Origin of the sequence: Pseudomonas sp. 28 E 9 (genome assembly GCF_900004785.1) — a bacterium.
In the GTDB taxonomy this organism is placed as follows: domain Bacteria; phylum Pseudomonadota; class Gammaproteobacteria; order Pseudomonadales; family Pseudomonadaceae; genus Aquipseudomonas; species Aquipseudomonas orientalis_A.
Genome location: NZ_CVTK01000054.1, coordinates 320185 through 344916 on the forward strand (window position 1 = coordinate 320185; position 24732 = coordinate 344916).

The following is a 24732-nucleotide window of genomic DNA, read 5'->3' on the forward strand; positions in this document are numbered from 1 at the left end:
CCATGCATGCCCCGACGCGTAACTCTTTCTTTTCTCTGGAAATCCAAAAGCCTTGATTCGTCTGCTGAAGTTTTTCGGGTACTCCATTGTCGCGATCGTCTGCGGGCTGCTGCTCGTACTCAGCGGGGCCTACCTCTACCTTAGTCCGGGTTTGCCGTCGGTAGAGGCCCTCAGAAGTATCCAGTTGCAGATTCCTTTGCGGGTCTACAGCAGCGATGAAAAACTGATCGCGGAGTTCGGCGAAATGCGCCGTACACCGATCCGTTTCGCCGACATTCCGCCCAATTTCATCAACGCACTGCTGTCGGCTGAAGACGATAATTTCGCCAACCACTACGGCGTCGACCCCAGCAGCCTGGTCCGTGCAGCCACGCAATTGGTAAAAAGCGGACACATTCAATCCGGCGGCAGCACCATCACCATGCAGGTGGCGAAGAACTTCTTCCTCACCAGCGAGCGCAGTTTTTCGCGCAAAGCCACCGAGATCCTGCTGGCATTGCAGATCGAACGCCAGTTGACCAAGGACGAAATCCTCGAGCTGTACGTCAACAAGATTTACCTGGGCAACCGTGCCTACGGCATCGAGGCGGCGTCCCAGGTGTACTACGGCAAGTCGATTCGGGATGCGAGCCTTGCGCAAATGGCGATGATTGCCGGCCTGCCCAAGGCGCCGTCGCGCTTCAACCCGCTGGCCAACCCGGCGCGCAGCAAGGAGCGTCGCGACTGGATCCTGGGGCGCATGTACAAGCTCGGCAAGATCGACCAGACGGCTTACGAAAGTGCCGTGGCCGAACCATTGAACGCCAGCTATCACGTGCCGACGCCGGAAGTGAATGCGCCGTATATCGCCGAAATGGCCCGTGCGGAAATGGTTGGCCGGTATGGCAGCGAGGCCTACACCGAAGGTTTCCGCGTAACCACTACCGTTCCGAGCAACTTGCAGGAAATTGCCAACCATTCGCTGCACGATGGCCTGATCACCTATGACCAGCGCCACGGCTATCGCGGCCCTGAATCGCGCCTGCCGGGCAAGACCCTGAGCGCCTGGACCACCGAACTGGGCAAGCAACGCCCGATCAGTGGCCTGGAGCCGGCCATCGTCACCCAGGTCAAGAAAGATGGCGTGCAGGTACTGACCCGCAGCGGCGAAGCGCATGTGGCGTGGGACAGCATGAAATGGGCACGTCCATTCCTGAATACCAACAGCATGGGCCCGATGCCCAAGCAGCCGTCCGATGTGGCGCAGGTGGGTGACTTGATCCGTGTGCAACGCCAGGCCGATGACAGCCTGAAATTCAGCCAGGTACCGGTCGCCCAGGGCGCACTGGTGTCCCTGGACCCGCAAAATGGTGCGATCCGCGCGCTGGTCGGCGGCTTCGCCTTCGAGCAGAGCAACTACAACCGCGCCACCCAGGCCAAGCGCCAGCCGGGCTCGAGCTTCAAGCCGTTCGTCTACAGCGCCGCGCTGGATAACGGCTATACCGCCGCCAGCCTGGTCAACGATGCGCCGATTGTGTTCGTCGATGAGTACCTGGACAAGGTCTGGCGCCCGAAGAACGACACCAACACCTTCCTCGGCCCGATCCGCATTCGCGAGGCGCTGTACAAGTCGCGCAACCTGGTGTCGATCCGCCTGCTGCAGGCGATGGGCGTGGGCAAGACCATCGACTACATGACCCGCTTTGGCTTCGCCAAGTCTGACCTGCCGCCGAACCTGTCCCTGGCCCTGGGCACCGCGACCCTCACGCCGATGGAAATTGCCACCGGCTGGAGCACCTTTGCCAACGGCGGCTACAAGATCTCGCCGTACCTGATCGACAAGATCGAAAGCCGCAATGGCGACACACTGTTCACCGCCAACCCGCCACGGGTACCCGGCGATGTGGTCAATGGCGTGGCGGCAACCGATGGTCTCGCCGCGCCAAGTAACGGCGGCATCACCATTGAGCCGACGCCGGGTACGACACCTGCCGCAAACGCTCAAGCGCCGGACGAGCCACAGGCACCGGCGGTGGCTGAACGCATCGTGGATGGCCGCACCACCTATATTCTCAACAGCATCCTGCAGGACGTGATCAAGAAGGGCACCGGCCGACGTGCATTGGCCCTGGGCCGTGCGGACATCGCGGGCAAGACCGGTACCACCAACGAATCCAAGGATGCCTGGTTCTCCGGCTACAACGGTGACTACGTGACCACCGTATGGACCGGTTACGACCAGCCCGAAAGCCTGGGCCGTCGCGAATTCGGCGGCACCGTGGCGCTGCCGATCTGGATGAGTTACATGGGCGCAGCCTTGAAGGACAAGCCGCTGCACACCCAGCCGGAACCTGAAGGCATCCTCAGCCTGCGCATCGACCCGGTCAGCGGCCGCGCGGCCTCGCCAAGCACGCCGAACGCCTACTTCGAACTGTTCAAGAGCGAAGACACGCCGCCGTCGGTCAACGAGCTGGGCAACGGCGCCGTACCGGGCAGCCCGCTGCCGGCGGATGAAGGCGCGCCGATCGACCTCTTCTAAGGCGCAACACAGTTCCAATGTGGGAGGGGGCTTGCCCCCGATTGCAGTGTGTCAGTATCTGTCATTGATGCACCGCTATCGGGGCGTAGGTATCTACACAACTCTGTAGCGCTCAACCGTAACCACGATGCGAAGCGAGCCGCTCTTGATCTTGATCTGCTTTTGATCTCAGGCGCCCCGTTAAACCACGCTGGCCGAATGCAGGCTTGAATCCGTGGGCAACCCGGCAGGACGCCGGGTTAGCCGCACTGGGCCATGGATGGCCCATTGCGGCGGCCCACGGATTCAAGCCTGCGTTCGGGCACACCGAGCCTAAGCGAGGTGCCGAGTGGTGGGGCAAGAGCGTTTTGCTTACTTTTGCGCTTTTCAAAAGTGAGCCGCTGTAAAAGCGGAACCATTATCAGCCGTTACCGCAGAAACGGATATGCACTCGGTCCAATCCAATACCCTGGTCGGCCCAGAGGCCGCCATCGGGGGCAAGCCCCCTCCCACATTTGGACCTTCGCCAGCCTTCAGATAATTACCACCCAACAAAAAGCCCCGACTCGCGAGAGCCGGGGCTTTTTGGTGGGTGCGTTACTCAGGCTTAGCCGTTGAACACATCATCCACGCTTTGCAGCGGGTAGTTCTTCGGATACGGCAGGGTTGCCACACCAGTCTCGATTGCAGCCTTGGCCACGGCATCGGAGATCAGGGTGATCAGGCGCTTGTCCATGGGTTTCGGAATGATGTACTCACGACCGAACTCCAGCTTGGCGCCACCGTAGGCGTCGCAGACATCCTGCGGCACCGGCAGCTTGGCCAGTTCACGCAGGGCGTTGGCGGCCGCTACTTTCATTTCTTCGTTGATGCGCTTGGCGCGAACGTCCAGGGCACCACGGAAAATGAAGGGGAAACCCAACACGTTGTTGACCTGGTTCGGGTAGTCCGAACGGCCGGTGGCCATGATCACGTCGTCGCGGGTGGCGTGGGCCAGTTCCGGGGCGATTTCCGGGTCCGGGTTGGAGCAGGCGAACACGATAGGGTTCGGCGCCATCGACTTCAGGCCTTCGGCGCTCAGCAGGTTCGGACCGGACAGGCCGACGAACACGTCGGCACCGTCAAGGGCGTCAGCCAGGGTGCGCTTGGAGGACGGGTGGGCAAACATCGCCTTGTACTGGTTCAGGTCGGTACGCTCGGACTGGATCACGCCCTTGCTGTCGACCATGTAGATGTTTTCCAGCTTGGCGCCCATGCTGATGATCAGCTTCATGCAGGAAATGGCCGCAGCGCCGGCGCCCAGGCAGACGATCTTCGCCTCACCCAGGGTTTTGCCGGCGATTTCCAGGGCGTTGATCATGCCGGCCGCGGTAACGATCGCGGTGCCGTGCTGGTCATCGTGGAATACCGGGATGTCACACTGTTCGATCAGCGCCTTTTCGATCTCGAAGCACTCAGGTGCCTTGATATCTTCCAGGTTGATGCCACCGAAGGTGATGGAAATGCGTTTGACGGTGTCGATGAAGGCCTGCGGGCTCTCGGAGTCGACTTCGATGTCGAAAACATCGATGCCGGCAAAGCGCTTGAACAGCACGCCCTTGCCTTCCATGACCGGCTTGGACGCCAATGGACCGAGGTTACCCAAACCCAGGATCGCGGTGCCATCAGAAATCACTGCAACCAGGTTGCCCTTGCCGGTGTACTTGTATGCCAGCTCGGGGTCGCGGGCGATTTCACGTACGGGCTCGGCAACGCCAGGGCTGTAGGCCAGCGACAGATCACGGGCGGTGGCAGTGGCTTTGGTGAGCTCTACACTCAGCTTTCCTGGACGAGGATTGGCATGATATTCGAGAGCGGCAGTTTTCAAATCAGACATATCGGCATTCCGCTTTTACTGTTGGTCGACGGACCGCCGAGGATACGCGTGTCGTAAAGCCCCTACAAGACTGGTCAGTCACAGGTGTCAAGGCCCTGCTGCGGCGTACTTTAGTCTAAAGCCACGGGATACAAGGGCTAGACTGTTCACAATCGCATAAAAAAATGTCTACAATTTTTTATTATTGCGCTCAGCCCAGCATGCTCGGATCGGTGAGCGGCAACAGCCAACGTGCCTGAGGGTCTTTCGGCCCGCCGCGCCTGGAGCGGTCCTGCACCCAGCCACGCGCCTCGATTGTCTTGCCTTGCAGACCATTGAGCATGGCGGTATCGAATAAACGGACCCGATCAGGCGCAATGCGTAATACCAGTGAGCCCTGCAACTGGATCCAGACGCCACCGCGATTGCGCTCGATTTTGCTGACCCGTCCGCTGACCAGGGCGAACCCCGACCGCTTGAGTTGCGCCACGCTCTGTACCGGCGATTGCCGCCAAAGCCCCAACCGCGCGTTACGCGCACTGTTTTCAGCAGCCTGCTGACAGGCGACCAGCTCGACATTCGGCGCGACACCCACCTGAAACCCCAGGCCCTCAGCCAGCAATTGCGCCTCAAGGTTGTTGCCGTCGGCGCCATACAGGTGGGCAAGGGTTCGCCCGTAGCGATCTTTACCCTCGCGCCCCCGCACCAGCCCGAGGCGACCGTCACTGGCATTGACCAATGCCTGCAGACGCTGGCGCGCGGCAGCCGCAAACGGCTCGTCGGAGCGGCCCTTCTTACCGGTCTCCGGCGCGTTGATACCGATCATCCGAACGCTGCGGCCATCCTTGAGACGCACAGTGTCGCCATCCACCACGCGCTGCACGTGCACAGGCGCCACCGACGCCGGCGCGGGGCAGAACACCTGGGCCTGGGTGGCGGATAGCCAAATCGCAGGCACAAAAAAGGCGCCCGCGAGGGACGCCTTTTTCAACAGCTGGCAAAAGCCCATAAGGCTTTTGAGCCTTACTCTGCCGGAGTAGCAGCAGCAGGCTTCTTGCCGAAAGCACCAAAGCGATCTGCAAAGCGCTGTACACGGCCGCCGGTGTCCAGAGTCTTCTGCTTACCGGTGTAGAACGGGTGGCACTCGTTGCATACGTCAGTACCCAGTGGCTTGCACAGGTTCGAACGGGTTTCGAACTTGTTGCCGCAGCTGCAGGTAACTTCGATGGTTTCGTACGCTGGATGGATATCGGCTTTCATGGCACTTCCTCGGGCTAGCGTGCCGCCACTCGACACTATTGTCGAATACCGCACGTAATTAGGCCGCGAATTCTAACAGACCTTTTCAATCACGCAAGCTGCGCGTCCGACCGAAAACCGCCTTTCATCAGAAAACCACGGCATACCCAAGCCCTCCCCTGTCTGCTAGGCTCCCGCCCCTGCGCCACCACCTGCCTAGATGAGACCCTCCGCGTGCCCGACGCCATTTTGCGCCTCGCCCTGCCCTCGCCCCTGCGCCGCCTGTTCGATTACCGGGCGCCGGCGGGTGTGCCGCGTGCGCAGTTGGAGCCCGGCATGCGCGTGCGCGTGCCGTTCGGGCGTAGGGAAATGATCGGTATCCTGGTGGAAGTCACCGACCACAGCGAAGTGCCGGCCGAAAAGCTCAAGCCGGCCATCGCCATCCTCGACGCCACCGCGCCGCTGCCGCCCGCGCTGTTCAAGCTGTGCCTGTGGACCGCGCAGTATTACCAGCACAGCCTGGGCGATACCCTGAGCTGGGCGCTGCCGGTGCTGCTGCGCCAGGGCGAACTGGCCGAAGCGCGCCAGGAACGTTTCTGGTCGATGGTTCCCGGCGCGCGCCTGGACGACCCACGCATCGCCCGCGCGCCGCGCCAACGTGAAGCCCTCGCCACCCTGGCGCAGCACCCCCACGGCGTGGCTCATCAGCTATTGAGCAAGCTGATGCTGAGCAAGGACAGCCTCGACCTGCTGCTGGCCAAGGGGCTGGTGCAGGTGGAGATCCGCAAGCACGCCCCCGATCCGCGCCATGAACACTGGCTGGCCCAGCCGGAGCTGCCGCTGAATCCCGAACAACGCGCCGCCTATGAAGCGATCCGCGCAGGGTTCGACAGTTTCCATGCGTTCCTGCTGGCCGGCGTCACCGGCAGCGGCAAGACCGAAGTGTATTTGCAGTTGATCCGCGAAACCTTGCAGGCCGGCAAACAGGCGCTGGTGCTGATCCCCGAGATCAACCTCGGCCCGCAAACCCTGGCGCGGTTCGAACAGCGTTTCAACGCCCGCATCGCCCTGGTGCACTCGGCGGTCAACGACCGTGAGCGCCTGGAGTCGTGGCTGGCGGCGCGGGACGGCGAAGCCGACATTATTATCGGCACGCGCTCGGCGCTGTTCACCCCTATGAAAAATCCGGGCCTGATCATCATCGACGAAGAACACGACGGCTCGTATAAACAACAGGAAGGCCTGCGCTACCACGCCCGCGACCTGGCCCTGGTGCGCGCGCGCCAGGAAGACATCCCGATTGTGCTGGGTTCGGCCACGCCTTCCCTGGAAAGCCTGCATAACGCCTACACCGGTCGTTATGGCCTGCTACGCCTGAATGAACGCGCAGGTGGCGCCAAGCAACCGCGTTTCCTGCGCCTGGATGTCAAAAGCCGACCGCTGGACAGCGGAATTTCCGGCCCGATGCAGCAAGCCATCGGCCAGACCCTCGCCGCCGGCCAGCAAGTCCTGGTGTTCCTCAACCGCCGCGGTTTTGCGCCGACGCTGCTGTGCCATGACTGTGGCTGGATGTCTGAATGCGAGCGTTGCGATGCGCGCATGACCGTGCATCAGCGCTACGGCGAACTGCGCTGCCACCACTGCGGCCATGTGGAACCTGTGCCCCGCCACTGTCCACAATGCGGCAAGGTCGACCTGCGCCCGGTCGGCGCGGGCACCGAGCGCGCCGAAGAGCGCCTGGGCATTCTGTTCCCGGATTACCCGGTGCTGCGGGTGGACCGCGACAGTACGTCGCGCAAAGACGCGATGAACCAACTGTTCGCCACCATCCAGAAAGGCCAGCCGTGCATCCTGGTCGGCACGCAGATGCTTGCCAAAGGGCATCACTTTCCACGGGTGACCCTGGTGTCGATCCTGGATGCGGACGGTGGTTTATTCTCCGGCGACTTCCGCGCCAGCGAGCGCATGGCGCAACTGATCGTGCAGGTCGCCGGCCGCGCGGGGCGCGCCGAAGAGCCGGGCCGGGTGATTATCCAGACGCACCTGGCCGACCACCCGCTGCTGATTCAACTGACCGAACAAGGTTACTTTGCCTTCGCCGAACAGGCGTTGAGCGAGCGCCGCGCCGCCGGGCTGCCGCCGTTTGCGCACCTGGCGCTGCTGCGCGCCGAGGCGCATAAACCGGGCCAGGCCGAAGGCTTTCTGGACGAAGCGTGCAGCGCCGCTGAACGTTTGCTGGCAGAGCTGGGTCTGAGCGGCATCGAGCTGCTCGGCCCGGTGCCCGCGCCCATGGAACGCCGCGCCGGACGGTATCGCGCCCAGCTACTCTTGCAGGCAACGTCCCGTGCGCCGTTGCATCGGCTATTGAGCAGCTGGTTGCTGGCCCTGGAGCAAATGCCCAGTGGCCGGCAGGTGCGATGGTCACTGGATGTAGACCCGGTCGATTTGTATTAAGCCGTCCCCTGTAGGAGCGAGCTTGCTCGCGAAAAACTCAAGCACACTGCGTTTATTCTGGATAAACGCGACGCCCTCAGGTTTTTCGCGAGCAAGCTCGCTCCTACAGTGAGTAGGGTCACCTTAAAAGGCTCCGCAGGTCCTGCGAAGGTTGGCAAGCCCGCCCTCGCCACGGATAATGCCCAGTTTTTCCACCTGCGCATCGCGCGCCGCCGCTTGCGGTCGAAAGAGAACACCATGAAAGACACCATTCGCCAGCTGATCCAACAAGCCCTCACCCAACTCGTCAACGAAGGTGTGTTGCCTGAAGGCCTGTCGCCGGCGATCCAGGTGGAGAACACCCGCGACAAGACCCACGGCGACTTCGCCAGCAACATCGCGATGATGCTGTCCAAGCCTGCGGGCATGAAGCCTCGCGACCTGGCGGAAAAAATCATCGCCGCGCTACCGGCCGACGCCAGTGTCACCAAGGCCGAAATCGCCGGCCCGGGCTTTATCAACTTCTTCCAGAACACCCAGGCCCTGGCCGCACGCCTGGACGCCGCCCTGGCCGACGCCCACATCGGTGCACGCAAGGCCGGTGACAGCCAGCGCGTGGTCATCGACCTGTCGGCACCTAACCTGGCCAAGGAGATGCACGTCGGTCACCTGCGCTCGACCATCATCGGCGACGGCGTGGCGCGGGTCCTGGAGTTTCTCGGTGACACCGTCATCCGTCAGAACCACGTGGGCGACTGGGGCACCCAGTTCGGCATGCTGATGGCCTACCTGCAGGAAAACCCGATCACCAGCAACGAGCTGGCCGACCTGGAAAACTTCTACCGCGCCGCCAAGAAGCGCTTCGACGAATCCGAAGAATTTGCCGACCGTGCGCGCAGCCTGGTGGTCAAGCTGCAAGCCGGGGACCAGGAGTGCCTGGCGCTGTGGGGGCGTTTCCGCGATATCTCCCTGTCCCACTGCCAGGAAATCTACGAACTGCTCAACGTCAAATTGACCATGGCCGACGTGATGGGCGAAAGCGCCTACAACGACGACCTGATCAATGTGGTCAACGACCTCAAGGCCGCAGGCCTGCTGGTCGAGAGCAACGGTGCGCAGTGCGTGTTCCTTGAGGAATTCAAGACCGCCGATGGCGAGCCGCTGCCGGTGATCATCGTCAAGGCCGATGGCGGTTATCTCTATGCCACCACCGACCTGGCCGCCGTGCGCTACCGCAGCGGCGTGCTCAAGGCCGATCGCGCGCTGTATTTCGTCGACCAGCGCCAGGCCCTGCACTTCCAGCAAGTGTTCGAAGTGGCGCGCCGCGCCGGTTTCGTCACCCACCCGATGCATATGGAACACATGGGTTTCGGCACCATGAACGGCGCCGATGGCCGCCCGTTCAAGACCCGCGATGGCGGCACCGTGAAGCTGATCGACCTGCTGACCGAAGCCCAGGAGCGCGCCTACAGCCTGGTCAAGGAAAAGAATCCGGAACTGGCCGAGGCCGACCTGCGCAATATCGCCCGCGTGGTCGGCATTGGCGCGGTGAAATACGCCGACCTGTCCAAGCACCGCACCAGCGACTACAGCTTCAACTTCGACTTGATGCTCAACTTCGAAGGCAACACCGCCCCGTACCTGCTGTACGCCTACACCCGTGTGGCCGGTGTGTTCCGCAAACTGGGCAAGGACTTCAGCGAAGTCGAAGGCCAAATCGTGCTGGACGCACCTCATGAACAGGAACTGGCCGCCAAGCTCGCGCAGTTCGGCGAAGTGCTCAACAGCGTCGGCGAGAAAGGCACGCCGCATATCCTCTGCACCTACCTGTACGAAGTGGCCGGCCTGTTTTCCAGCTTCTACGAGAACTGCCCGATCCTCAGCGCCGACGATGAAGCCCAGAAGCAAAGTCGCCTGCGCCTTGCCGCACTGGCTGGACGGACCCTAAAGCAAGGCCTGGAGCTGTTGGGCCTGGAAACTCTGGAGCGCATGTAAGTTGGCAGCCAAGAAAAAACCTGCACCCAAGCGCGGCGCCAGCCGCTACCAGGCCCCGGCCAAGCAGCCGATTCCGGGATGGCTGTGGATGGCGATCGGCCTCACGGTCGGCGCATTCGTTGTCTTTCTGATGAAGCTGGAGCCCGGCCAGGGTGATGACGTCAAGCGCGTCAAACAGGAGCAGCAGAAAGCCACGAAAATCGCCGAGGCCAACAAGACTGCGCCGAGCCCGACGGTTCCGGTGAAGCCCAAGTACGATTTCTACACGCTGCTGCCGGAATCGGAAGTGATCGTGCCGCCCGACGCCGTGCCGGAGAAAACCCTGCCGACGCCGCAAGTGCCGACCACGCCGGTAACCCCAGCGGAAGCGGCGAAGATCGATACAGCACGCGCCCAGGCGGCATTGGCCGGCATCACTCCGCCTCCGGCACCGCCTGTGGCAGAGACCAAGGCCGCGCCGGTGACCAAGTTCTTCCTGCAGGCGGGCTCGTTCCCCAAACAGGCGGACGCAGACCGTGTACGCGCGCAGATCATTCTGCTGGGCCAGTCGGTGACGGTGGAATCCGGCACCGTGAAGGAAGCGACCTGGTATCGCGTGCTGGTAGGCCCGTTCAGCAACCGCGAGCAGCTGACCGTGGCGCAGAAACAATTGGCGGGCGCCGGGTTTAGCAACCTGCTGTTACAACAACGCCAGAGCCGCTGATCTCGAAGACATAGCAGGACTAATGTGGGAGGGGGCTTGCCCCCGATGGCGGTAAACCAGTCAATATATTCAGCGACTGATACACCGCAATCGGGGGCAAGCCCCCTCCCACATTTGGTTTTGCAGTGTTCCTGAACAGGTGTCGGATCAATAAACACCACTCGTCCGCACTGCCGTCCTACGGTTGAAATCCCCCTCGCCACCCCCATATGAGTTCCATCAGGGCATTTTCGCCCCGCTGCGTGGAGACTCTCCCCTTGACCACCATCGTTTCAGTACGTCGCCACGGCAAAGTCGTCATGGGCGGCGACGGCCAGGTTTCCCTGGGCAATACCGTGATGAAAGGCAACGCCAAGAAAGTGCGTCGCCTGTACCACGGCCAGGTGCTCGCCGGTTTCGCCGGCGCTACCGCCGATGCCTTCACCCTGTTCGAGCGTTTCGAAGGCCAGCTCGAAAAGCACCAGGGCCATCTGGTGCGCGCCGCCGTCGAACTCGCCAAGGAATGGCGCACCGACCGTTCCCTCAGCCGCCTCGAAGCCATGCTGGCGGTCGCCAACAAAGACGCGTCCCTGATCATCACCGGCAACGGCGATGTGGTTGAACCTGAACACGGCCTGATCGCCATGGGTTCCGGTGGCGGCTATGCACAGGCTGCGGCCAGCGCGCTGTTGAAGAAGACCGACCTGTCGGCCCGTGAAATCGTCGAGACCGCCCTGGGTATCGCCGGCGATATCTGCGTGTTCACCAACCACAACCACACCATTGAGGAGCAGGACCTCGCCGAGTAAGCCGTAGGCTTATTCCCGCTTGAGGCCGCCAAACACTATGTCCATGACTCCCCGCGAAATCGTCCATGAACTCAATCGCCATATCATCGGCCAGGACGATGCCAAGCGCGCCGTTGCCATTGCGCTGCGTAACCGCTGGCGCCGGATGCAACTGCCCGAAGAACTGCGCGTTGAAGTAACGCCCAAGAACATCCTGATGATCGGCCCGACCGGCGTCGGTAAAACCGAAATCGCCCGGCGCCTGGCCAAATTGGCCAATGCCCCGTTCATCAAGGTCGAGGCCACCAAATTCACCGAAGTCGGCTATGTGGGCCGCGATGTCGAGTCGATCATTCGTGACCTGGCCGACGCCGCCCTGAAGATGCTGCGCGAGCAGGAAGTGACCAAGGTCAGCCATCGCGCCGAAGATGCTGCCGAAGAGCGCATCCTCGACGCGCTGTTGCCACCGGCTCGCATGGGCTTCAACGAAGACGCCGCGCCGTCATCGGATTCCAACACCCGCCAGCTGTTCCGCAAGCGCCTGCGTGAAGGCCAGTTGGACGACAAGGAAATCGAGATCGAAGTGGCCGAAGTGTCGGGCGTCGATATTTCCGCGCCCCCGGGCATGGAAGAAATGACCAGCCAGTTGCAGAACCTGTTCGCCAACATGGGCAAGGGCAAGAAGAAAAGCCGCAAGCTCAAGGTGAAAGAGGCCCTGAAGCTGGTGCGCGACGAAGAAGCCGGACGCCTGGTCAATGAGGAAGAACTCAAGGCCAAGGCCCTGGAAGCGGTCGAGCAGCATGGCATCGTGTTTATCGATGAGATCGACAAAGTGGCCAAGCGCGGCAACTCCGGCGGCGTCGATGTGTCCCGCGAGGGCGTACAGCGCGACCTGCTGCCACTGATCGAAGGCTGCACGGTCAACACCAAGCTGGGCATGGTCAAGACCGACCACATCCTGTTTATCGCCTCCGGTGCTTTCCACCTGAGCAAGCCAAGCGACCTGGTGCCGGAGCTGCAAGGCCGTCTGCCGATCCGCGTGGAACTCAAGGCGCTGACCCCGGGCGACTTCGAGCGCATTCTCAGCGAGCCGCATGCTTCACTGACCGAGCAGTACCGTGAGTTGCTGAAAACCGAAGGCCTGGGCATCGAATTCCAGCCGGACGGGATCAAGCGCCTGGCGGAGATTGCCTGGCAGGTCAACGAGAAGACCGAGAACATCGGTGCGCGTCGCCTGCACACCTTGCTTGAGCGCCTGCTCGAAGAGGTGTCCTTCAGTGCCGGCGACATGGCCGGTGCGCAGAATGGCGAAGCGATCAAGATCGACGCGGACTACGTCAACAGTCACCTGGGCGAATTGGCAGAGAACGAAGACTTGTCGCGCTATATTCTGTAAGCCTCACACAGAATTGCTTCGCTTCAATGTGGGAGGGGGCTTGCCCCCGATAGCGGTCTGTCAGACAGATGTATGCTGACTGACACACGGCTATCGGGGGCAAGCCCCCTCCCACATTGTTAGGCCGGTTCCTTCAGGGTTATCTCCAATGTCGAAATTTCCTACTGCTGTAAACCTGCATAAAACCTCCAACACCCTGGGCCTCACCTACGGCCCTAATGAAACCTACCAACTGCCCGCCGAATTCCTGCGCGTGCACTCGCCTTCCGCCGAGGTCCAGGGCCACGGCAAACCCATCCTGCAATTCGGCAAGCTCAACGTTAAATTGATCAAGCTGGAACCGGCCGGCCAGTACGCACTGAAATTGACCTTCGACGACGGCCATGACAGCGGATTGTTCACCTGGGACTACCTTTATCAACTGGCCGTGCGTCAGGACGCGCTGTGGGCCGATTACCTGGCCGAGCTCAAAGCGGCCGGAAAAACCCGCGACCCGAGTCAGTCGGTCGTGCGGCTGATGCTCTAGTCCAGGCCTCTTGCTCTTTAGAGGGCATTTTCTAATTTCATCTGCTTGAATGCCCTGTCTCGTGGTCAACGATTGGCCCGCTTGCGAAAAAAATTAAACTCGGGTAACCAATGGAACTGGCAAGTTCCCTGCATTTGACGATGTGGTATCAACGGTCACCCGAGCGCAGTACCAGGCTGGTGTCGTGTATCGAAATGGGTGCGCGGAAATCGCCGGTACTCGTCTTTCGGACAATGGAGCGTCGTAGATGAGTAACAAGAATAACGATGACTTGAAACGCCAGGCCTCGGAAAACACCCTGGGGTTGAACCCGATCATCGCGTTACGCAAAAAGGACTTATTGGCCTCGGCGAAGATGGTGCTCACCCAAGCCATCAAGCAACCGTTACACAGCGTCAAACACGTCGCCCATTTCGGGGTGGAGCTCAAGAACGTCATGTTCGGCAAATCGGCGCTGGTGCCGGAGAGCGATGACCGTCGCTTCCATGACCCGGCCTGGAGCCAGAACCCGCTCTACAAGCGCTACCTGCAGACTTACCTGGCGTGGCGCAAGGAGCTGCACGACTGGATCGGTGACAGCAATCTATCGGAACAGGACATCAGTCGCGGCCACTTCGTGATCAACCTGATGACTGAAGCCATGGCCCCCACCAACAGCGCGGCCAACCCGGCGGCCGTCAAACGCTTTTTTGAAACCGGCGGCAAAAGCCTGCTCGACGGCCTGTCCCACCTGGCCAAGGACATGGTGCACAACGGCGGCATGCCAAGCCAGGTCAACATGGGCGCCTTTGAAGTGGGCAAGAGCCTGGGCACCACCGAAGGCGCCGTGGTCTTTCGCAATGATGTGCTGGAGCTGATCCAGTACAAGCCCATCACCGAGCAGGTACACGAGCGACCGCTGCTGGTGGTGCCGCCGCAGATCAATAAATTCTATGTATTCGACCTGAGCCCGGACAAGAGCCTGGCGCGCTTCTGCCTGCGCAATGGGCAGCAGACCTTTATCGTCAGCTGGCGCAACCCGACGAAGGCCCAGCGCGAGTGGGGCCTGTCGACCTATATCGAAGCGCTCAAGGAAGCCGTCGATGTGATCACGGCGATTACCGGCAGCAAGGACGTGAACATGCTGGGCGCCTGCTCCGGCGGCATCACCTGCACCGCGCTGCTGGGCCACTACGCGGCGCTGGGGGAGAAAAAAGTCAACGCCCTGACCCTGCTGGTGAGTGTGCTGGACACCACGCTGGACACCCAGGTGGCGCTGTTCGTCGATGAGCAGACGCTCGAAGCGGCGAAGCGCCATTCCTATCAGGCCGGCGTACTGGAAGGCCGTGACATGGCCAAGGTGTTTGCGTGGATGCGGCCCAACGACCTGATCTGGAATTACTGGGTCAACAATTACCTGCTGGGCAACGAGCCGCCGGTGTTCGACATCCTGTTCTGGAACAACGACACCACACGCCTGCCGGCCGCCTTCCATGGCGACCTGATCGAGCTGTTCAAGAACAACCCGCTGGTACGCGCCAATGCGCTGGAAGTGTGCGGCACGCCCATCGATCTCAAGCAGGTCACGGCCGATATCTATTCGCTGGCCGGCACCAACGACCACATCACGCCCTGGCAGTCCTGCTACAAGTCGGCGCAGTTGTTTGGCGGCAAGGTGGAGTTCGTGCTGTCCAGCAGCGGGCATATCCAGAGCATCCTCAACCCGCCGGGCAACCCCAAGTCGCGCTACCAGACCAGCGACGGCCTGGCGGGCACGGCACTGCAATGGCAGGAAAACGCGACCAAGCATACCGATTCGTGGTGGCTGCACTGGCAGGCATGGCAGGCGGAGCGAGCGGGGAAGTTGAAGAAGGCGCCGACGACATTAGGCAATAAAACCTACGCTGCGGCGGAAGCTGCACCAGGCACCTATGTACACGAACGCTAAATTGAAATGCGGTCAATGTGGGAGGGGGCTTGCCCCCGATAGCAGTGGATCAGCCAAGGATGTATCTCCTGGTAAACCGCCATCGGGGGCAAGCCCCCTCCCACATGTTGATCTCACTCCGGCTGTAGTACTTCACAGGGCTTGAGCATGCCGCAACCGTTCATCTTCCGCACCATCGACCTGGATGGCCAGGCCATCCGCACGGCGGTACGACCGGGCAAGCCGCACTTGACGCCGCTGCTGATCTTCAACGGCATCGGCGCCAACCTGGAGCTGGTGTTTCCGTTCGTCCAGGCCCTGGACCCGGACCTGGAAGTGATCGCCTTCGATGTGCCAGGGGTGGGTGGCTCCTCCACGCCCAACCGACCCTATCGCTTCCCCGGCCTGGCCAAGCTGACGGCGCGCATGCTCGATTACCTGGATTACGGCCAGGTGAATGCGGTGGGGGTGTCCTGGGGCGGTGCACTGGCGCAGCAGTTCGCCCATGACTACCCCGAACGCTGCAAGAAGCTGATTCTGGCGGCCACGGCTGCCGGCGCCTTTATGGTGCCCGGCAAGCCCAAGGTGCTGTGGCTGATGGCCAGCCCCCGGCGCTATATCCAGCCGTCCCACGTGGTGCGCATTGCGCCGATGATTTACGGCGGCTCGTTCCGCCGCGACGCCAAACTGGCCGCCGAACATGCCAGCAAAGTGCGCTCGGCCGGCAAGCTGGGTTATTACTGGCAGCTGTTCGCGGGGCTGGGCTGGACCAGCATTCACTGGCTGCACAAGATACGCCAGCCGACCCTGGTCCTGGCCGGGGACGACGACCCGCTGATTCCGCTGATCAACATGCGCATGCTCGCCTGGCGCATCCCCAATGCGCAGCTGCATATCATCGATGATGGCCATTTATTCCTGATCACCCGGGCGGAAGCCGTGGCACCGATCATCATGAAGTTTCTCGAGGAGGAGCGCCTGCGTGCCGTGATACATCCGCGACCGGCGGTGTGAAGGACCACACCGCCGCGCAACTTGCCAGGAACCGACTATGGTTCTGAATTGGCGTGCCCCTTGATGGCTTGACGAAGGAGTGTTGGCTCATGCGAGACAGACCCGTGACGAACCCGGCGCCCACCCCCGCCGCGTTCATCAACGCGCAAAACGCGATCACCGGCCTGCGCGGTCGCGACCTGCTGTCGACCCTGCGCACCGTGGCGGCCCACGGCCTGCGCAACCCGCTGCACACCGCGCCACGCTCTGGCCCTGAGCGGCCAACTGGGCCGCGTGTTGCTGGGGGACACGGTGCATGAGCCCAACCCCAACGACGGCCGCTTCAAAGACCCCACCTGGACGCTCAACCCGCTGTACCGGCGCAGCCTGCAAGCGTACTTGAGCTGGCAAAAACACACGCGCAACTGGATCGACGACAGCACCCTCAGCGCGGACGACCGTGCACGCGCACAGTTCGCGTTCGCCCTGCTCAACGACGCCGTATCGCCCTCCAACACGCTGCTCAACCCGCTGGCCATCAAGGAGTTGCTCAACTCAGGCGGCAACAGCGTGGTGCGCGGCGTCAGCCATTTGTTCGAAGACCTGCTGCACAACAACGGCCTGCCGCGTCAGGTCAGCAAGCACGCTTTCGAAGTGGGCAAGACCGTTGCCACCACGCCGGGCTCGGTGGTGTTTCGCAATGAGCTGCTGGAGTTGATCCAATACAAGCCCATGAGCGAAAAACAATACGCCAAGCCCCTGCTGGTGGTGCCGCCGCAAATCAACAAGTACTACATATTCGACCTCAGCCCGGCCAACAGCTTTGTGCAATACGCGCTGAAAAACGGGCTGCAGACCTTTATGGTCAGCTGGCGCAACCCGGATGTGCGGCATCGCGAATGGGGCCTGTCCACCTACGTTGCGGCGCTGGAGGAAGCCCTCAACGCCTGCCGGGCAATTACCGGCGCACGCGCGGTCAACCTGATGGGCGCCTGCGCCGGCGGCCTGACCATCGCCGCACTGCAAGGCCATCTGCAAGCCAAGCGCCAGTTGCGGCGCATCGCCAGCGCCAGTTACCTGGTGAGCTTGCTCGACAGCCAGATCGACGGCCCGGCCATGTTGTTCGCCGATGAACAGACCCTTGAAGCCGCCAAGCGCCGCTCCTACCAACAAGGTGTGCTGGACGGTCGCGACATGGCCAAGGTGTTCGCCTGGATGCGCCCCAATGACCTGATCTGGAACTACTGGGTCAACAACTACCTGCTGGGCAAGGAACCGCCCGCCTTCGACATCCTGTACTGGAACAACGACAACACGCGCCTGCCCGCCGGGCTGCACGGCGACCTGTTGGATTTCTTCAAGCACAACCCGCTGAGGCATCCGGGAGGCCTTGAGGTGTGCGGCACCCCCATCGACTTGCAGAAGGTCACGGTCGACAGCTTCAGCGTGGCCGGCATCAACGACCACATCACGCCGTGGGACGCGGTGTACCGATCCACCCAACTGCTGGGCGGCGAGCGGCGCTTCGTCCTGTCCAACAGCGGGCATATCCAGAGCATCCTCAACCCGCCCGGCAACCCGAAGGCCAACTACGTCGAGAACCCCAGGCTGAGCAGCGACCCGCGTGCCTGGTACTACGACGCCAGCCACGTCGAAGGCAGCTGGTGGCCGCAATGGCTGGAGTGGGTCCAGCAACGTTCGGGCGTGCAACGCGAAACCCTCACCGCCCTGGGCAACCAGAACTACCCACCGATGGAAGCGGCGCCAGGCACCTACGTGCGCGTGCGCTGAGCTCAACGATCAGACTAAGAGGCTGGATGAAGACCCGCGACCGTATCCTTGAATGTGCCCTGCAGTTGTTCAACCACAAGGGCGAGCCGAATGTGTCGACCATGGAGGTGGCCAATGAAATGGGGATCAGCCCCGGCAACCTCTACTACCACTTCCATGGCAAGGAGCCATTGGTGCTGGGGCTGTTCGAACGTTTTCAAGGCGAGTTGGCGCCGCTGCTCGACCCTCCTGCCGATGCGCAGCTGCGGGCCGAGGATTACTGGCTGTTCCTGCACCTGATTGTCGAGCGCATGGCCCACTACCGGTTCCTGTTCCAGGACCTGTCGAACCTGGCCGGGCGCCTGCCGAAGCTGGCCAAGGGCATTCGCAACCTGCTCACGGCGCTCAAGCGCACCCTGGCTTCATTGTTGGCGCGGTTGAAAACCGCAGGGCAACTGGTCAGTGACACCCAGGCGCTGGGACAGTTGGTGGAGCAGATCACCCTGACCCTGCTGTTTTCCCTGGATTACCAGCGAATCCTGGATCGCAAGGGTGAGGTGCGGGTGGTGGTGTACCAGGTCATGATGCTGGTGGCGCCGCATCTGCTGATGCCGGCACGGCTGGCGACCGAGAGCTTTGCACTCAAATATCTGGATGACGTGGATTGAAGCCCCCCTGATCGTGATCGCGGCGTTATAAAAAATGCCCGACCTTTGCAGGTCGGGCATTTTTTGTTGTCCTGGGAAGAATCAGGACTGACTGGATGGCGTCGAGGTTGTCGACGTCGCAGTCGCAGCAGCGGGGGTCGGAGCGGACACTGAGTTGGCAGTGGAAGCGGTTGTCGCCGCCGCCGCAGGTTTAGCTGCCGCTGGCTTTTTCGCTACCGCTGGCTTCTTCGCGGCGGTGGGCTTTGCCGCTGGCTTGGCGGCAGCAGGTTTGGCGGCAGCTTTTGCAGCTGCAGGTTTGGCAACGGCCTTGACCGCAGGCTTGGCCGCTACAGCTTTTGCGGCTGGCTTGGCGGCTGCAGTCTTCGCCGCTGGCTTGGCGGCAGGTTTTGCAGCAGCTTTGGCGGGCGCCTTGGCCGCAGGTTTTGCAGCCGGTTTGGCGGCCGCTTTAACCACAGGCTTGGCGGCCGTTTTCGCGGCGGGTTTTGCCGCTGCGGTTTTAGCCGCAGGTTTGGCGGCCGGTTTTGCCGCAGGCTTGGCCGCAGCCGTCTTGGCTGGCGCCACTTTGGCGCCTGTGAGTTTTTCGATTTGCCTAGTCAGGGTGTCGACCTTGCTGTGCAGCGTTTTCAGCTCAGCCTTGCTCGGCACGCCCAGTCGCGAAATGGCACTGTTGAGGCGTTTGTCGAAGGTTTCTTCCAACTTGTTCCACGTGTCGGAAATGCTCGACTTGGCCGAACCTGCGCTCGCCTTGGCCGCATCGACTTTTTTACCCACAGTGCTCTTGGTCAACTTCTCGGCTTTCTCACCGTCCTTGACCAGCGTCTCGAAGTATTTGCCGCCGTCACTGCTCACCTTCGAATACACGCCTAAACCAGCAAGCCAGATCTTTCGGGAATATTTTTCAACTTCCCCGACCCACGAGCTGCTTTCTTTCTGAGTAGTTTTTTTAACAGCCATCCCGATGTCTCCTTAGTGTTTACGCGCGACACGTTCGAGCAATGCCGTCAGCTCTTCGAGCTTAGCAGAGAGTGTCTCAACGTCATGTTTAGACGCAATGCCGATTCGATTCAAGGCACTTGCAACACGCGAGTCAAATGCTTTTTCAACTTTATCCAGTTGAACTTCAACCCGGCGGCCGACACTCGAGACGTTACTCTTTACTTGATCAATCTGACTGATAGCGGCATCAAGTTGTTCAATGGCAACTTTTTTGCTTTCACTTTCAATATGTTGACCGCTCTTAACCAGCTCATTGAAGTATTCGCCGCCCTCGTTGCCGACCTTGGCGTAGGCACCAAGACCCGCCAGCCAGATCCTGCGGGCATAGCGTTTGACCTCACTCAGGGCAGTGGTCTGACTGTCGATTTTTTTCTGCAAAATAACGTTGGCCATGGTGCACCTCACATAGAACCGGGTGGAGGAACCGCCCGCCGGAGTTGGGGGCTTGGGCACAACGTAGGGTGAAAAATTAGAATCGGCACCCTAAGAGCGTCGAATCAGGCCAGCGCCTTATCCAGGGCTTTTTCGATTTCGGACTTTAGGGTACCGCTCATGGCCGACATCAACAGGCCCAGTTCCACATCGATGCGCAATGCATCATCAAAGACCTGAACGGTGCCTTTAACGCCCGACCGCTTGAGGTTCAGGGTATCGCCGGACCACGACGACTCCACGCCGTATTTATCCTTGAGTTTCTGCGCCAGCGTGTCGGCCTTCGCCCGTGCGGCGGCTTTACCCAGGGAATGCTCACGCTCAACGGTTATACGCGCCATTGCAATGGCTCCTTTCTATGAGGGCTTGGAAACCTTCCATGCGGCAAAAGGTCTCGATAAGCACCTATCTTACCTTCAGCCTTGCCAAGACAAAGCAGGCCCCGGGGATTATCATGTCCCGCATTCTCTTTTGGTGACAGCGATATGACTGATCAGCGCAAAGGCAGCGATGCCGAACCCACCACTCACTTCGGCTTCAAGAACGTCCCGGAAAGCCAGAAAGCGGAAAAAGTCGCTGAGGTGTTCCACTCCGTAGCCGCCAAGTACGACTTGATGAACGACGTGCTCTCCGGTGGCATGCACCGCCTGTGGAAGCGTTTCACCATCGAATTGTCGGGCGTACGCACCGGCAATCGCGTGCTCGACATCGCCGGCGGCACGGGCGATTTGGCCGCCAAGTTTTCCAAGCTGGTAGGGCCTACCGGCCAGGTGGTACTGGCCGATATCAACGGCTCGATGCTCAAGGTCGGTCGCGACCGCCTGCTCGACAAGGGCGTGGCCGGCAATATCGAATTCGTCCAGGCCGATGCGGAAAAACTGCCGTTCCCCGACAACCACTTCGATTGCGTGACCATCGCCTTCGGCCTGCGCAACGTCACCCACAAGGAAGACGCGATCCGCTCGATGCTGCGCGTGCTCAAGCCGGGTGGCCGCCTGCTGGTGCTGGAATTCTCCAAGCCGACCAACGCGCTGATGTCCAAGGTGTACGACACCTATTCGTTCGCCTTCATGCCGTTGATGGGCAAGCTGATCACCAATGATGCCGAGAGCTACCGCTACCTGGCCGAATCGATCCGCATGCACCCCGACCAGGAAACCCTGAAGTCGATGATGGTGGAGGCCGGTTTCGACCGCGTGACCTACCACAACATGACCTCGGGCATCGTCGCCCTGCACCGCGGCATCAAGCCCTGATGCTGCTCGCAGGCCTTCTCGCAAGCACAGAACACGGCCTCAACCGTGTTTTGCGCCTGGACAGCACCGCCCTGGCGCGGCTTGCGCACCTGACCGGCAAAGTCATCGCCGTCGATTGCCGCAGCCCTGCCCTGCAGCTGTTCATCCTGCCCAGCGATGAGGGCCTGCTGCTCGCGTCGCAATGGGCCGCCGAGGCCGACTGCACCCTGCGTGCGCCCGCCGCCAGCCTGGTGCACCTGGCCCTGAGCCGCAACAAGACCGCTATCCTGCACAGCCCCGAAGTGGCGCTGGAAGGCGACAGCGCGGTGCTGATGGACCTGGCCGCCGTGCTGCAGGACCTGGAGCTGGACTGGGAATACGAACTCTCGCGCTGGCTCGGCCCCGTCGCCACCCAGTTACTCGGCGGGCACCTGCGCAGCCGTTCGCGCTGGTACCAGCAAGGGTTCGCCAGCATCAACCAGAACCTCGCCGAATACCTGAGCGAAGAATCGCGCACCCTGGTCGGGCAACGGGAAGCGCAAGCGCGCTTTCGTGAGCTCGACAAGGCCAAAATCGACCTGGAACGTCTCGAGGCCCGCTTCGAGCGCCTGAGCCGTTCCCTTGATCCAAGCGATAACGCATGAAGCTGCTCGCCGTCCGCCGTTTGTTTCGTATCCAGCGCGTCGTAATCCGCTACCGCCTCGATGACCTGCTGTTTGCCCTGCCCCTGCCATGGTTCCTGCTCGCGGTGCGCTATGCGCTGCCGTGGCGCTGGTTGCCGCGCAGAAAACTGGAACTGAGCCGAGGTGCTCGCGTGCGCCTGGCGTTGCAGGACCTGGGGCCGATCTTCATCAAGTTCGGGCAGATTTTGTCGACCCGCCGCGACTTGCTGCCCGAAGACATCGCCGATGAGCTGATGCTGCTGCAGGACCGCGTGCCGCCGTTCGATTCGCAGTTGTCGATGAAGCTGATCGAAGAGCAACTGGGCAGGAAGATCAGCGAGGTGTTCAGCCGCTTCGATGTCGAGCCGCTGGCTTCGGCCTCGGTTGCGCAGGTGCATGCCGCGCAGCTCAAGAGCGGTGAAGAAGTGGTGGTGAAGGTGATTCGCCCGGGCCTCAAGCCGATCATCGGCCAGGACCTGGCATGGCTGTTCATTCTGGCCCGCGCCGCCGAGCGGTTCTCCGCCGATGCGCGCCTGCTGCATCCGGTGGATGTGGTGGCCGACTACGAAAAAACCATCTACGACGAACTCGACCTGCTGCGCGAAGCGGCCAACGCCAGCCAGCTGCGCCGCAATTTCGAAGGCTCGCAGCTGCTGTACGTGCCGCAAGTGTATTGGGACTGGTGCCGCCCCAAAGTGCTGGTGATGGAGCGCATCTACGGCGTGCAAGTCACCGACCTCGCGACCCTGGCCGACCAGCGCACCGACATGAAAATGCTCGCCGAGCGCGGCGTGGAAATTTTCTTCACCCAGGTGTTCCGCGACAGTTTCTTCCACGCCGACATGCACCCGGGCAACATCTTCGTCAGCACCGTCAACCCGTGGAGCCCGCAGTACATTGCGATCGACTGCGGCATCGTCGGCAGCCTCACGCCGGAAGACCAGGACTACCTGGCGCGTAACCTGTTCGCTTTTTTCAAGCGTGACTATCGCCGCGTGGCGCAGTTGCACATTGATTCGGGCTGGGTGCCGGCGGAAACCAAGCTGAATGAATTCGAAGCGGCGATCCGCACCGTGTGCGAACCGATCTTTGAAAAACCGTTAAAGGATATTTCCTTCGGTCAGGTGCTGATGCGCCTGTTCCAGACCGCGCGGCGCTTCAATATGGAAGTGCAGCCGCAGTTGGTGCTGCTGCAGAAAACCCTGCTCAACATCGAAGGCCTGGGCCGCCAGCTGTACCCGGACCTCGATCTGTGGAACACCGCGCAGCCGTTCCTGGAACGTTGGATGCGTGAGCGGATGAGCCCGAAGACCATGCTGGGCAACCTGCACAGCCAGATGGAACAGCTGCCGCACCTGGCCAACATGACCCGCGACCTGCTTGAGCGTATGTCCCAGCCTCACGCCAGGGACCCTGAGCCGCCATGGCGCAAGCGCAAGGACGACTGGTTCCTGCGCCTGCTCGGCGCCGCGCATCTGGTGGGCGGGGTCATGCTGGCGATTGGCGGACCGTTGAATCAACTGAGCTACTGGCCGGCCGCGATCATGGTCGCCGTGGGCGTTTATCTGATCGTGCGTCGATAACCCATCCGGTTATACACTGTCGCAAATTGCCGGAGCCGAACATGAAAGACTGGCTGGACGAGATCAAGTGGGACAGTGACGGCCTGGTGCCGGCCATTGCCCAGGACTACAAGACCGGGCGCGTGCTGATGATGGCCTGGATGAACCGCGAGGCCCTGAGCCTGACCGCCGCCGAGCAGCGCGCCATCTACTGGTCACGTTCGCGTGGCAAACTGTGGCGCAAGGGCGAAGAGTCCGGGCATGTGCAAACCCTGCACGAGCTGCGCCTGGACTGCGATGCCGACGTGGTGATCCTCAAGGTCGAACAGATCGGCGGCATCGCCTGCCACACCGGCCGTCACAGTTGCTTCTATCGCGTGTTCGAGAACGGCGAATGGAAGGTGGTGGAACCGGTGCTCAAAGACCCGCACGCCATTTATTCGGCAGGACACTGACCATGAGCGATACCCTCAACCGCGTGGCCCAGGTGCTGGAAGAGCGCAAGGGCGCGGATGCCGACAGTTCCTACGTCGCCAGCCTGTATCACAAGGGTCTGAACAAGATCCTGGAAAAACTCGGCGAAGAATCCGTCGAGACGATCATTGCCGCCAAGGATGCGCAGATCAGCGGCGATTGCAGCGATGTCATCTATGAGACCGCCGACCTGTGGTTCCATAGCCTGGTCATGCTCGCCCAACTGGGGCAGCATCCACAGGCCGTGCTGGATGAACTGGACCGTCGCTTCGGCCTGTCCGGGCACGCCGAGAAGGCTGCACGCCCGTCCACCTGAACAACTTTTATCGAGGATTTGCAGCATGGGTATTTTTGACTGGAAACACTGGATCGTCATTCTGGTGGTCGTGGTACTGGTGTTCGGCACCAAGAAACTCAAGAACCTGGGCACCGATGTCGGCGAGTCGATCAAGGGCTTTCGCAAAGCCATGAACGACGACGAAAAGCCGACCGAACCCACTGCAAACCCGGTTCCACCGGCCCAGCCTGTGCACCCGCAGGCCGCCCAGCCGATCACCGAGCGTCGTACCTTCGACGTGCAGGCTGAAAAAGTCGAAGAGCCGACCCGCAAAGACTCGTGAGCA

Annotated in this window: 22 protein-coding genes and 1 pseudogene; 17 read left to right on the forward strand and 6 right to left on the reverse strand. The window is 61.4% G+C overall.

The genetic code is table 11. From position 1 onward, the window contains the following. The first annotated feature begins 55 nt into the window (after positions 1-55). The gene (locus BFQ00_RS23145; RefSeq protein WP_371914208.1) at positions 56-2518 is read left to right on the forward strand and encodes a penicillin-binding protein 1A; all 2463 of its coding nucleotides are present in this window, start codon (positions 56-58) and stop codon (positions 2516-2518) included. 586 nt (positions 2519-3104) lie between these two features. Here the strand turns inward: BFQ00_RS23145 and BFQ00_RS23150 are convergent. The 3 genes from BFQ00_RS23150 to rpmE form a co-directional block, all read right to left on the reverse strand. After that, positions 3105-4373 carry a malic enzyme-like NAD(P)-binding protein gene (locus BFQ00_RS23150; protein WP_065893697.1) on the reverse strand — a complete coding sequence of 423 codons (1269 nt, stop codon included), beginning with the start codon at positions 4371-4373 and terminating at the stop codon, positions 3105-3107. Between the two features lie 190 nt (positions 4374-4563). Then, positions 4564-5361, reverse strand: a complete 798-nt coding sequence (locus BFQ00_RS23155; RefSeq protein WP_065934875.1) for a thermonuclease family protein — start codon at positions 5359-5361, stop codon at positions 4564-4566. 14 nt (positions 5362-5375) lie between these two features. Next, entirely contained in the window at positions 5376-5612 is a 237-nt protein-coding gene (gene rpmE, locus BFQ00_RS23160; RefSeq protein ID WP_003237330.1) for a 50S ribosomal protein L31, read from the reverse strand. 213 nt (positions 5613-5825) lie between these two features. On the opposite strand from rpmE, the gene BFQ00_RS23165 reads away from it, so the two are divergent. The 10 genes and pseudogenes from BFQ00_RS23165 to BFQ00_RS23210 all read left to right on the forward strand — a co-directional run bounded on the left by BFQ00_RS23165 (position 5826) and on the right by BFQ00_RS23210 (position 18748). Continuing rightward, entirely contained in the window at positions 5826-8045 is a 2220-nt protein-coding gene (locus BFQ00_RS23165; protein WP_065897893.1) for a primosomal protein N', read from the forward strand. A 237-nt stretch (positions 8046-8282) separates the two neighbouring features. Continuing rightward, positions 8283-10019, forward strand: coding sequence for an arginine--tRNA ligase (argS, locus tag BFQ00_RS23170; RefSeq protein ID WP_065934876.1), 1737 nt, complete (start codon positions 8283-8285; stop codon positions 10017-10019). A 1-nt stretch (position 10020) separates the two neighbouring features. Then, positions 10021-10722, forward strand: coding sequence for an SPOR domain-containing protein (locus tag BFQ00_RS23175; protein ID WP_065885706.1), 702 nt, complete (start codon positions 10021-10023; stop codon positions 10720-10722). A 257-nt stretch (positions 10723-10979) separates the two neighbouring features. Continuing rightward, a complete protein-coding gene (gene hslV / locus BFQ00_RS23180) occupies positions 10980-11510 on the forward strand; it encodes an ATP-dependent protease subunit HslV (RefSeq protein ID WP_065885707.1) in 531 nt (176 codons plus the stop codon). Positions 11511-11547: 37 nt separating this feature from the next. Then, positions 11548-12885 carry an ATP-dependent protease ATPase subunit HslU gene (gene hslU / locus BFQ00_RS23185; protein ID WP_065885708.1) on the forward strand — a complete coding sequence of 446 codons (1338 nt, stop codon included), beginning with the start codon at positions 11548-11550 and terminating at the stop codon, positions 12883-12885. 148 nt (positions 12886-13033) lie between these two features. Further along, positions 13034-13411: a gamma-butyrobetaine hydroxylase-like domain-containing protein gene (locus BFQ00_RS23190; RefSeq protein WP_065897896.1), complete on the forward strand. Its 378-nt coding sequence runs from the start codon at positions 13034-13036 to the stop codon at positions 13409-13411. A 247-nt stretch (positions 13412-13658) separates the two neighbouring features. Continuing rightward, on the forward strand, positions 13659-15338 hold the full coding sequence (phaC, locus tag BFQ00_RS23195) for a class II poly(R)-hydroxyalkanoic acid synthase (protein WP_065885710.1): 1680 nt from the start codon (positions 13659-13661) through the stop codon (positions 15336-15338). A gap of 147 nt (positions 15339-15485) precedes the next feature. Further along, the gene (gene phaZ / locus BFQ00_RS23200; protein WP_065934877.1) at positions 15486-16331 is read left to right on the forward strand and encodes a poly(3-hydroxyalkanoate) depolymerase; all 846 of its coding nucleotides are present in this window, start codon (positions 15486-15488) and stop codon (positions 16329-16331) included. Positions 16332-16420: 89 nt separating this feature from the next. Continuing rightward, positions 16421-18101, forward strand: a pseudogene (gene phaC, locus BFQ00_RS23205) (class II poly(R)-hydroxyalkanoic acid synthase). A gap of 26 nt (positions 18102-18127) precedes the next feature. Then, positions 18128-18748, forward strand: a complete 621-nt coding sequence (locus tag BFQ00_RS23210; protein ID WP_065934878.1) for a TetR/AcrR family transcriptional regulator — start codon at positions 18128-18130, stop codon at positions 18746-18748. Between the two features lie 81 nt (positions 18749-18829). Here BFQ00_RS23210 and BFQ00_RS23215 read toward each other — a convergent pair whose 3' ends face one another. From BFQ00_RS23215 to BFQ00_RS23225, 3 genes are all read right to left on the reverse strand, one after another. Further along, positions 18830-19702: a phasin family protein gene (locus BFQ00_RS23215; protein WP_065934879.1), complete on the reverse strand. Its 873-nt coding sequence runs from the start codon at positions 19700-19702 to the stop codon at positions 18830-18832. Positions 19703-19714: 12 nt separating this feature from the next. After that, entirely contained in the window at positions 19715-20137 is a 423-nt protein-coding gene (locus BFQ00_RS23220; RefSeq protein WP_065934880.1) for a phasin family protein, read from the reverse strand. A gap of 104 nt (positions 20138-20241) precedes the next feature. Next, positions 20242-20517, reverse strand: coding sequence for a polyhydroxyalkanoic acid system family protein (locus tag BFQ00_RS23225; RefSeq protein WP_065885716.1), 276 nt, complete (start codon positions 20515-20517; stop codon positions 20242-20244). A gap of 144 nt (positions 20518-20661) precedes the next feature. Here BFQ00_RS23225 and ubiE point away from each other — a divergent pair, with 144 nt between their 5' ends. Genes ubiE through BFQ00_RS23255 form a run of 6 tightly spaced genes read left to right on the forward strand, consistent with a single transcriptional unit; the run spans position 20662 to position 24729 of the window. Then, positions 20662-21432, forward strand: coding sequence for a bifunctional demethylmenaquinone methyltransferase/2-methoxy-6-polyprenyl-1,4-benzoquinol methylase UbiE (ubiE, locus tag BFQ00_RS23230; RefSeq protein WP_003171186.1), 771 nt, complete (start codon positions 20662-20664; stop codon positions 21430-21432). Beyond that, positions 21432-22055, forward strand: coding sequence for a ubiquinone biosynthesis accessory factor UbiJ (locus BFQ00_RS23235; protein WP_065934881.1), 624 nt, complete (start codon positions 21432-21434; stop codon positions 22053-22055). Before ubiE ends, BFQ00_RS23235 begins: the two co-directional genes overlap by 1 nt. Continuing rightward, complete coding sequence (ubiB, locus tag BFQ00_RS23240) at positions 22052-23656, forward strand: ubiquinone biosynthesis regulatory protein kinase UbiB (protein ID WP_065934882.1); 1605 nt, start codon at positions 22052-22054, stop codon at positions 23654-23656. Before BFQ00_RS23235 ends, ubiB begins: the two co-directional genes overlap by 4 nt. Positions 23657-23697: 41 nt before the next feature. After that, complete coding sequence (hisI, locus tag BFQ00_RS23245; RefSeq protein ID WP_065893709.1) at positions 23698-24090, forward strand: phosphoribosyl-AMP cyclohydrolase; 393 nt, start codon at positions 23698-23700, stop codon at positions 24088-24090. Positions 24091-24092: 2 nt separating this feature from the next. Continuing rightward, on the forward strand, positions 24093-24425 hold the full coding sequence (locus BFQ00_RS23250) for a phosphoribosyl-ATP diphosphatase (protein ID WP_057724443.1): 333 nt from the start codon (positions 24093-24095) through the stop codon (positions 24423-24425). A gap of 25 nt (positions 24426-24450) precedes the next feature. After that, positions 24451-24729, forward strand: a complete 279-nt coding sequence (locus BFQ00_RS23255) for a twin-arginine translocase TatA/TatE family subunit (protein WP_065934883.1) — start codon at positions 24451-24453, stop codon at positions 24727-24729. Positions 24730-24732: the final 3 nt, after the last annotated feature.

What these genes read in the sequence shown, in the direction of transcription:
- ubiB (WP_065934882.1), top strand. Translation starts at nt 22,052, where the DNA reads ATGAAGCTGCTCGCCGTCCGCCGTTTGTTTCGTATCCAGCGCGTCGTA.
- argS (WP_065934876.1), top strand. Translation starts at nt 8,283, where the DNA reads ATGAAAGACACCATTCGCCAGCTGATCCAACAAGCCCTCACCCAACTC.
- BFQ00_RS23220 (WP_065934880.1), bottom strand. Translation starts at nt 20,137, where the DNA reads ATGGCCAACGTTATTTTGCAGAAAAAAATCGACAGTCAGACCACTGCC.
- hslU (WP_065885708.1), top strand. Translation starts at nt 11,548, where the DNA reads ATGTCCATGACTCCCCGCGAAATCGTCCATGAACTCAATCGCCATATC.
- rpmE (WP_003237330.1), bottom strand. Translation starts at nt 5,612, where the DNA reads ATGAAAGCCGATATCCATCCAGCGTACGAAACCATCGAAGTTACCTGC.
- BFQ00_RS23210 (WP_065934878.1), top strand. Translation starts at nt 18,128, where the DNA reads ATGAAGACCCGCGACCGTATCCTTGAATGTGCCCTGCAGTTGTTCAAC.
- ubiE (WP_003171186.1), top strand. Translation starts at nt 20,662, where the DNA reads ATGACTGATCAGCGCAAAGGCAGCGATGCCGAACCCACCACTCACTTC.
- BFQ00_RS23255 (WP_065934883.1), top strand. Translation starts at nt 24,451, where the DNA reads ATGGGTATTTTTGACTGGAAACACTGGATCGTCATTCTGGTGGTCGTG.
- BFQ00_RS23155 (WP_065934875.1), bottom strand. Translation starts at nt 5,361, where the DNA reads ATGGGCTTTTGCCAGCTGTTGAAAAAGGCGTCCCTCGCGGGCGCCTTT.
- BFQ00_RS23190 (WP_065897896.1), top strand. Translation starts at nt 13,034, where the DNA reads ATGTCGAAATTTCCTACTGCTGTAAACCTGCATAAAACCTCCAACACC.
- phaC (WP_065885710.1), top strand. Translation starts at nt 13,659, where the DNA reads ATGAGTAACAAGAATAACGATGACTTGAAACGCCAGGCCTCGGAAAAC.
- phaZ (WP_065934877.1), top strand. Translation starts at nt 15,486, where the DNA reads ATGCCGCAACCGTTCATCTTCCGCACCATCGACCTGGATGGCCAGGCC.
- BFQ00_RS23150 (WP_065893697.1), bottom strand. Translation starts at nt 4,373, where the DNA reads ATGTCTGATTTGAAAACTGCCGCTCTCGAATATCATGCCAATCCTCGT.
- BFQ00_RS23250 (WP_057724443.1), top strand. Translation starts at nt 24,093, where the DNA reads ATGAGCGATACCCTCAACCGCGTGGCCCAGGTGCTGGAAGAGCGCAAG.
- hisI (WP_065893709.1), top strand. Translation starts at nt 23,698, where the DNA reads ATGAAAGACTGGCTGGACGAGATCAAGTGGGACAGTGACGGCCTGGTG.
- BFQ00_RS23215 (WP_065934879.1), bottom strand. Translation starts at nt 19,702, where the DNA reads ATGGCTGTTAAAAAAACTACTCAGAAAGAAAGCAGCTCGTGGGTCGGG.
- BFQ00_RS23225 (WP_065885716.1), bottom strand. Translation starts at nt 20,517, where the DNA reads ATGGCGCGTATAACCGTTGAGCGTGAGCATTCCCTGGGTAAAGCCGCC.
- BFQ00_RS23235 (WP_065934881.1), top strand. Translation starts at nt 21,432, where the DNA reads ATGCTGCTCGCAGGCCTTCTCGCAAGCACAGAACACGGCCTCAACCGT.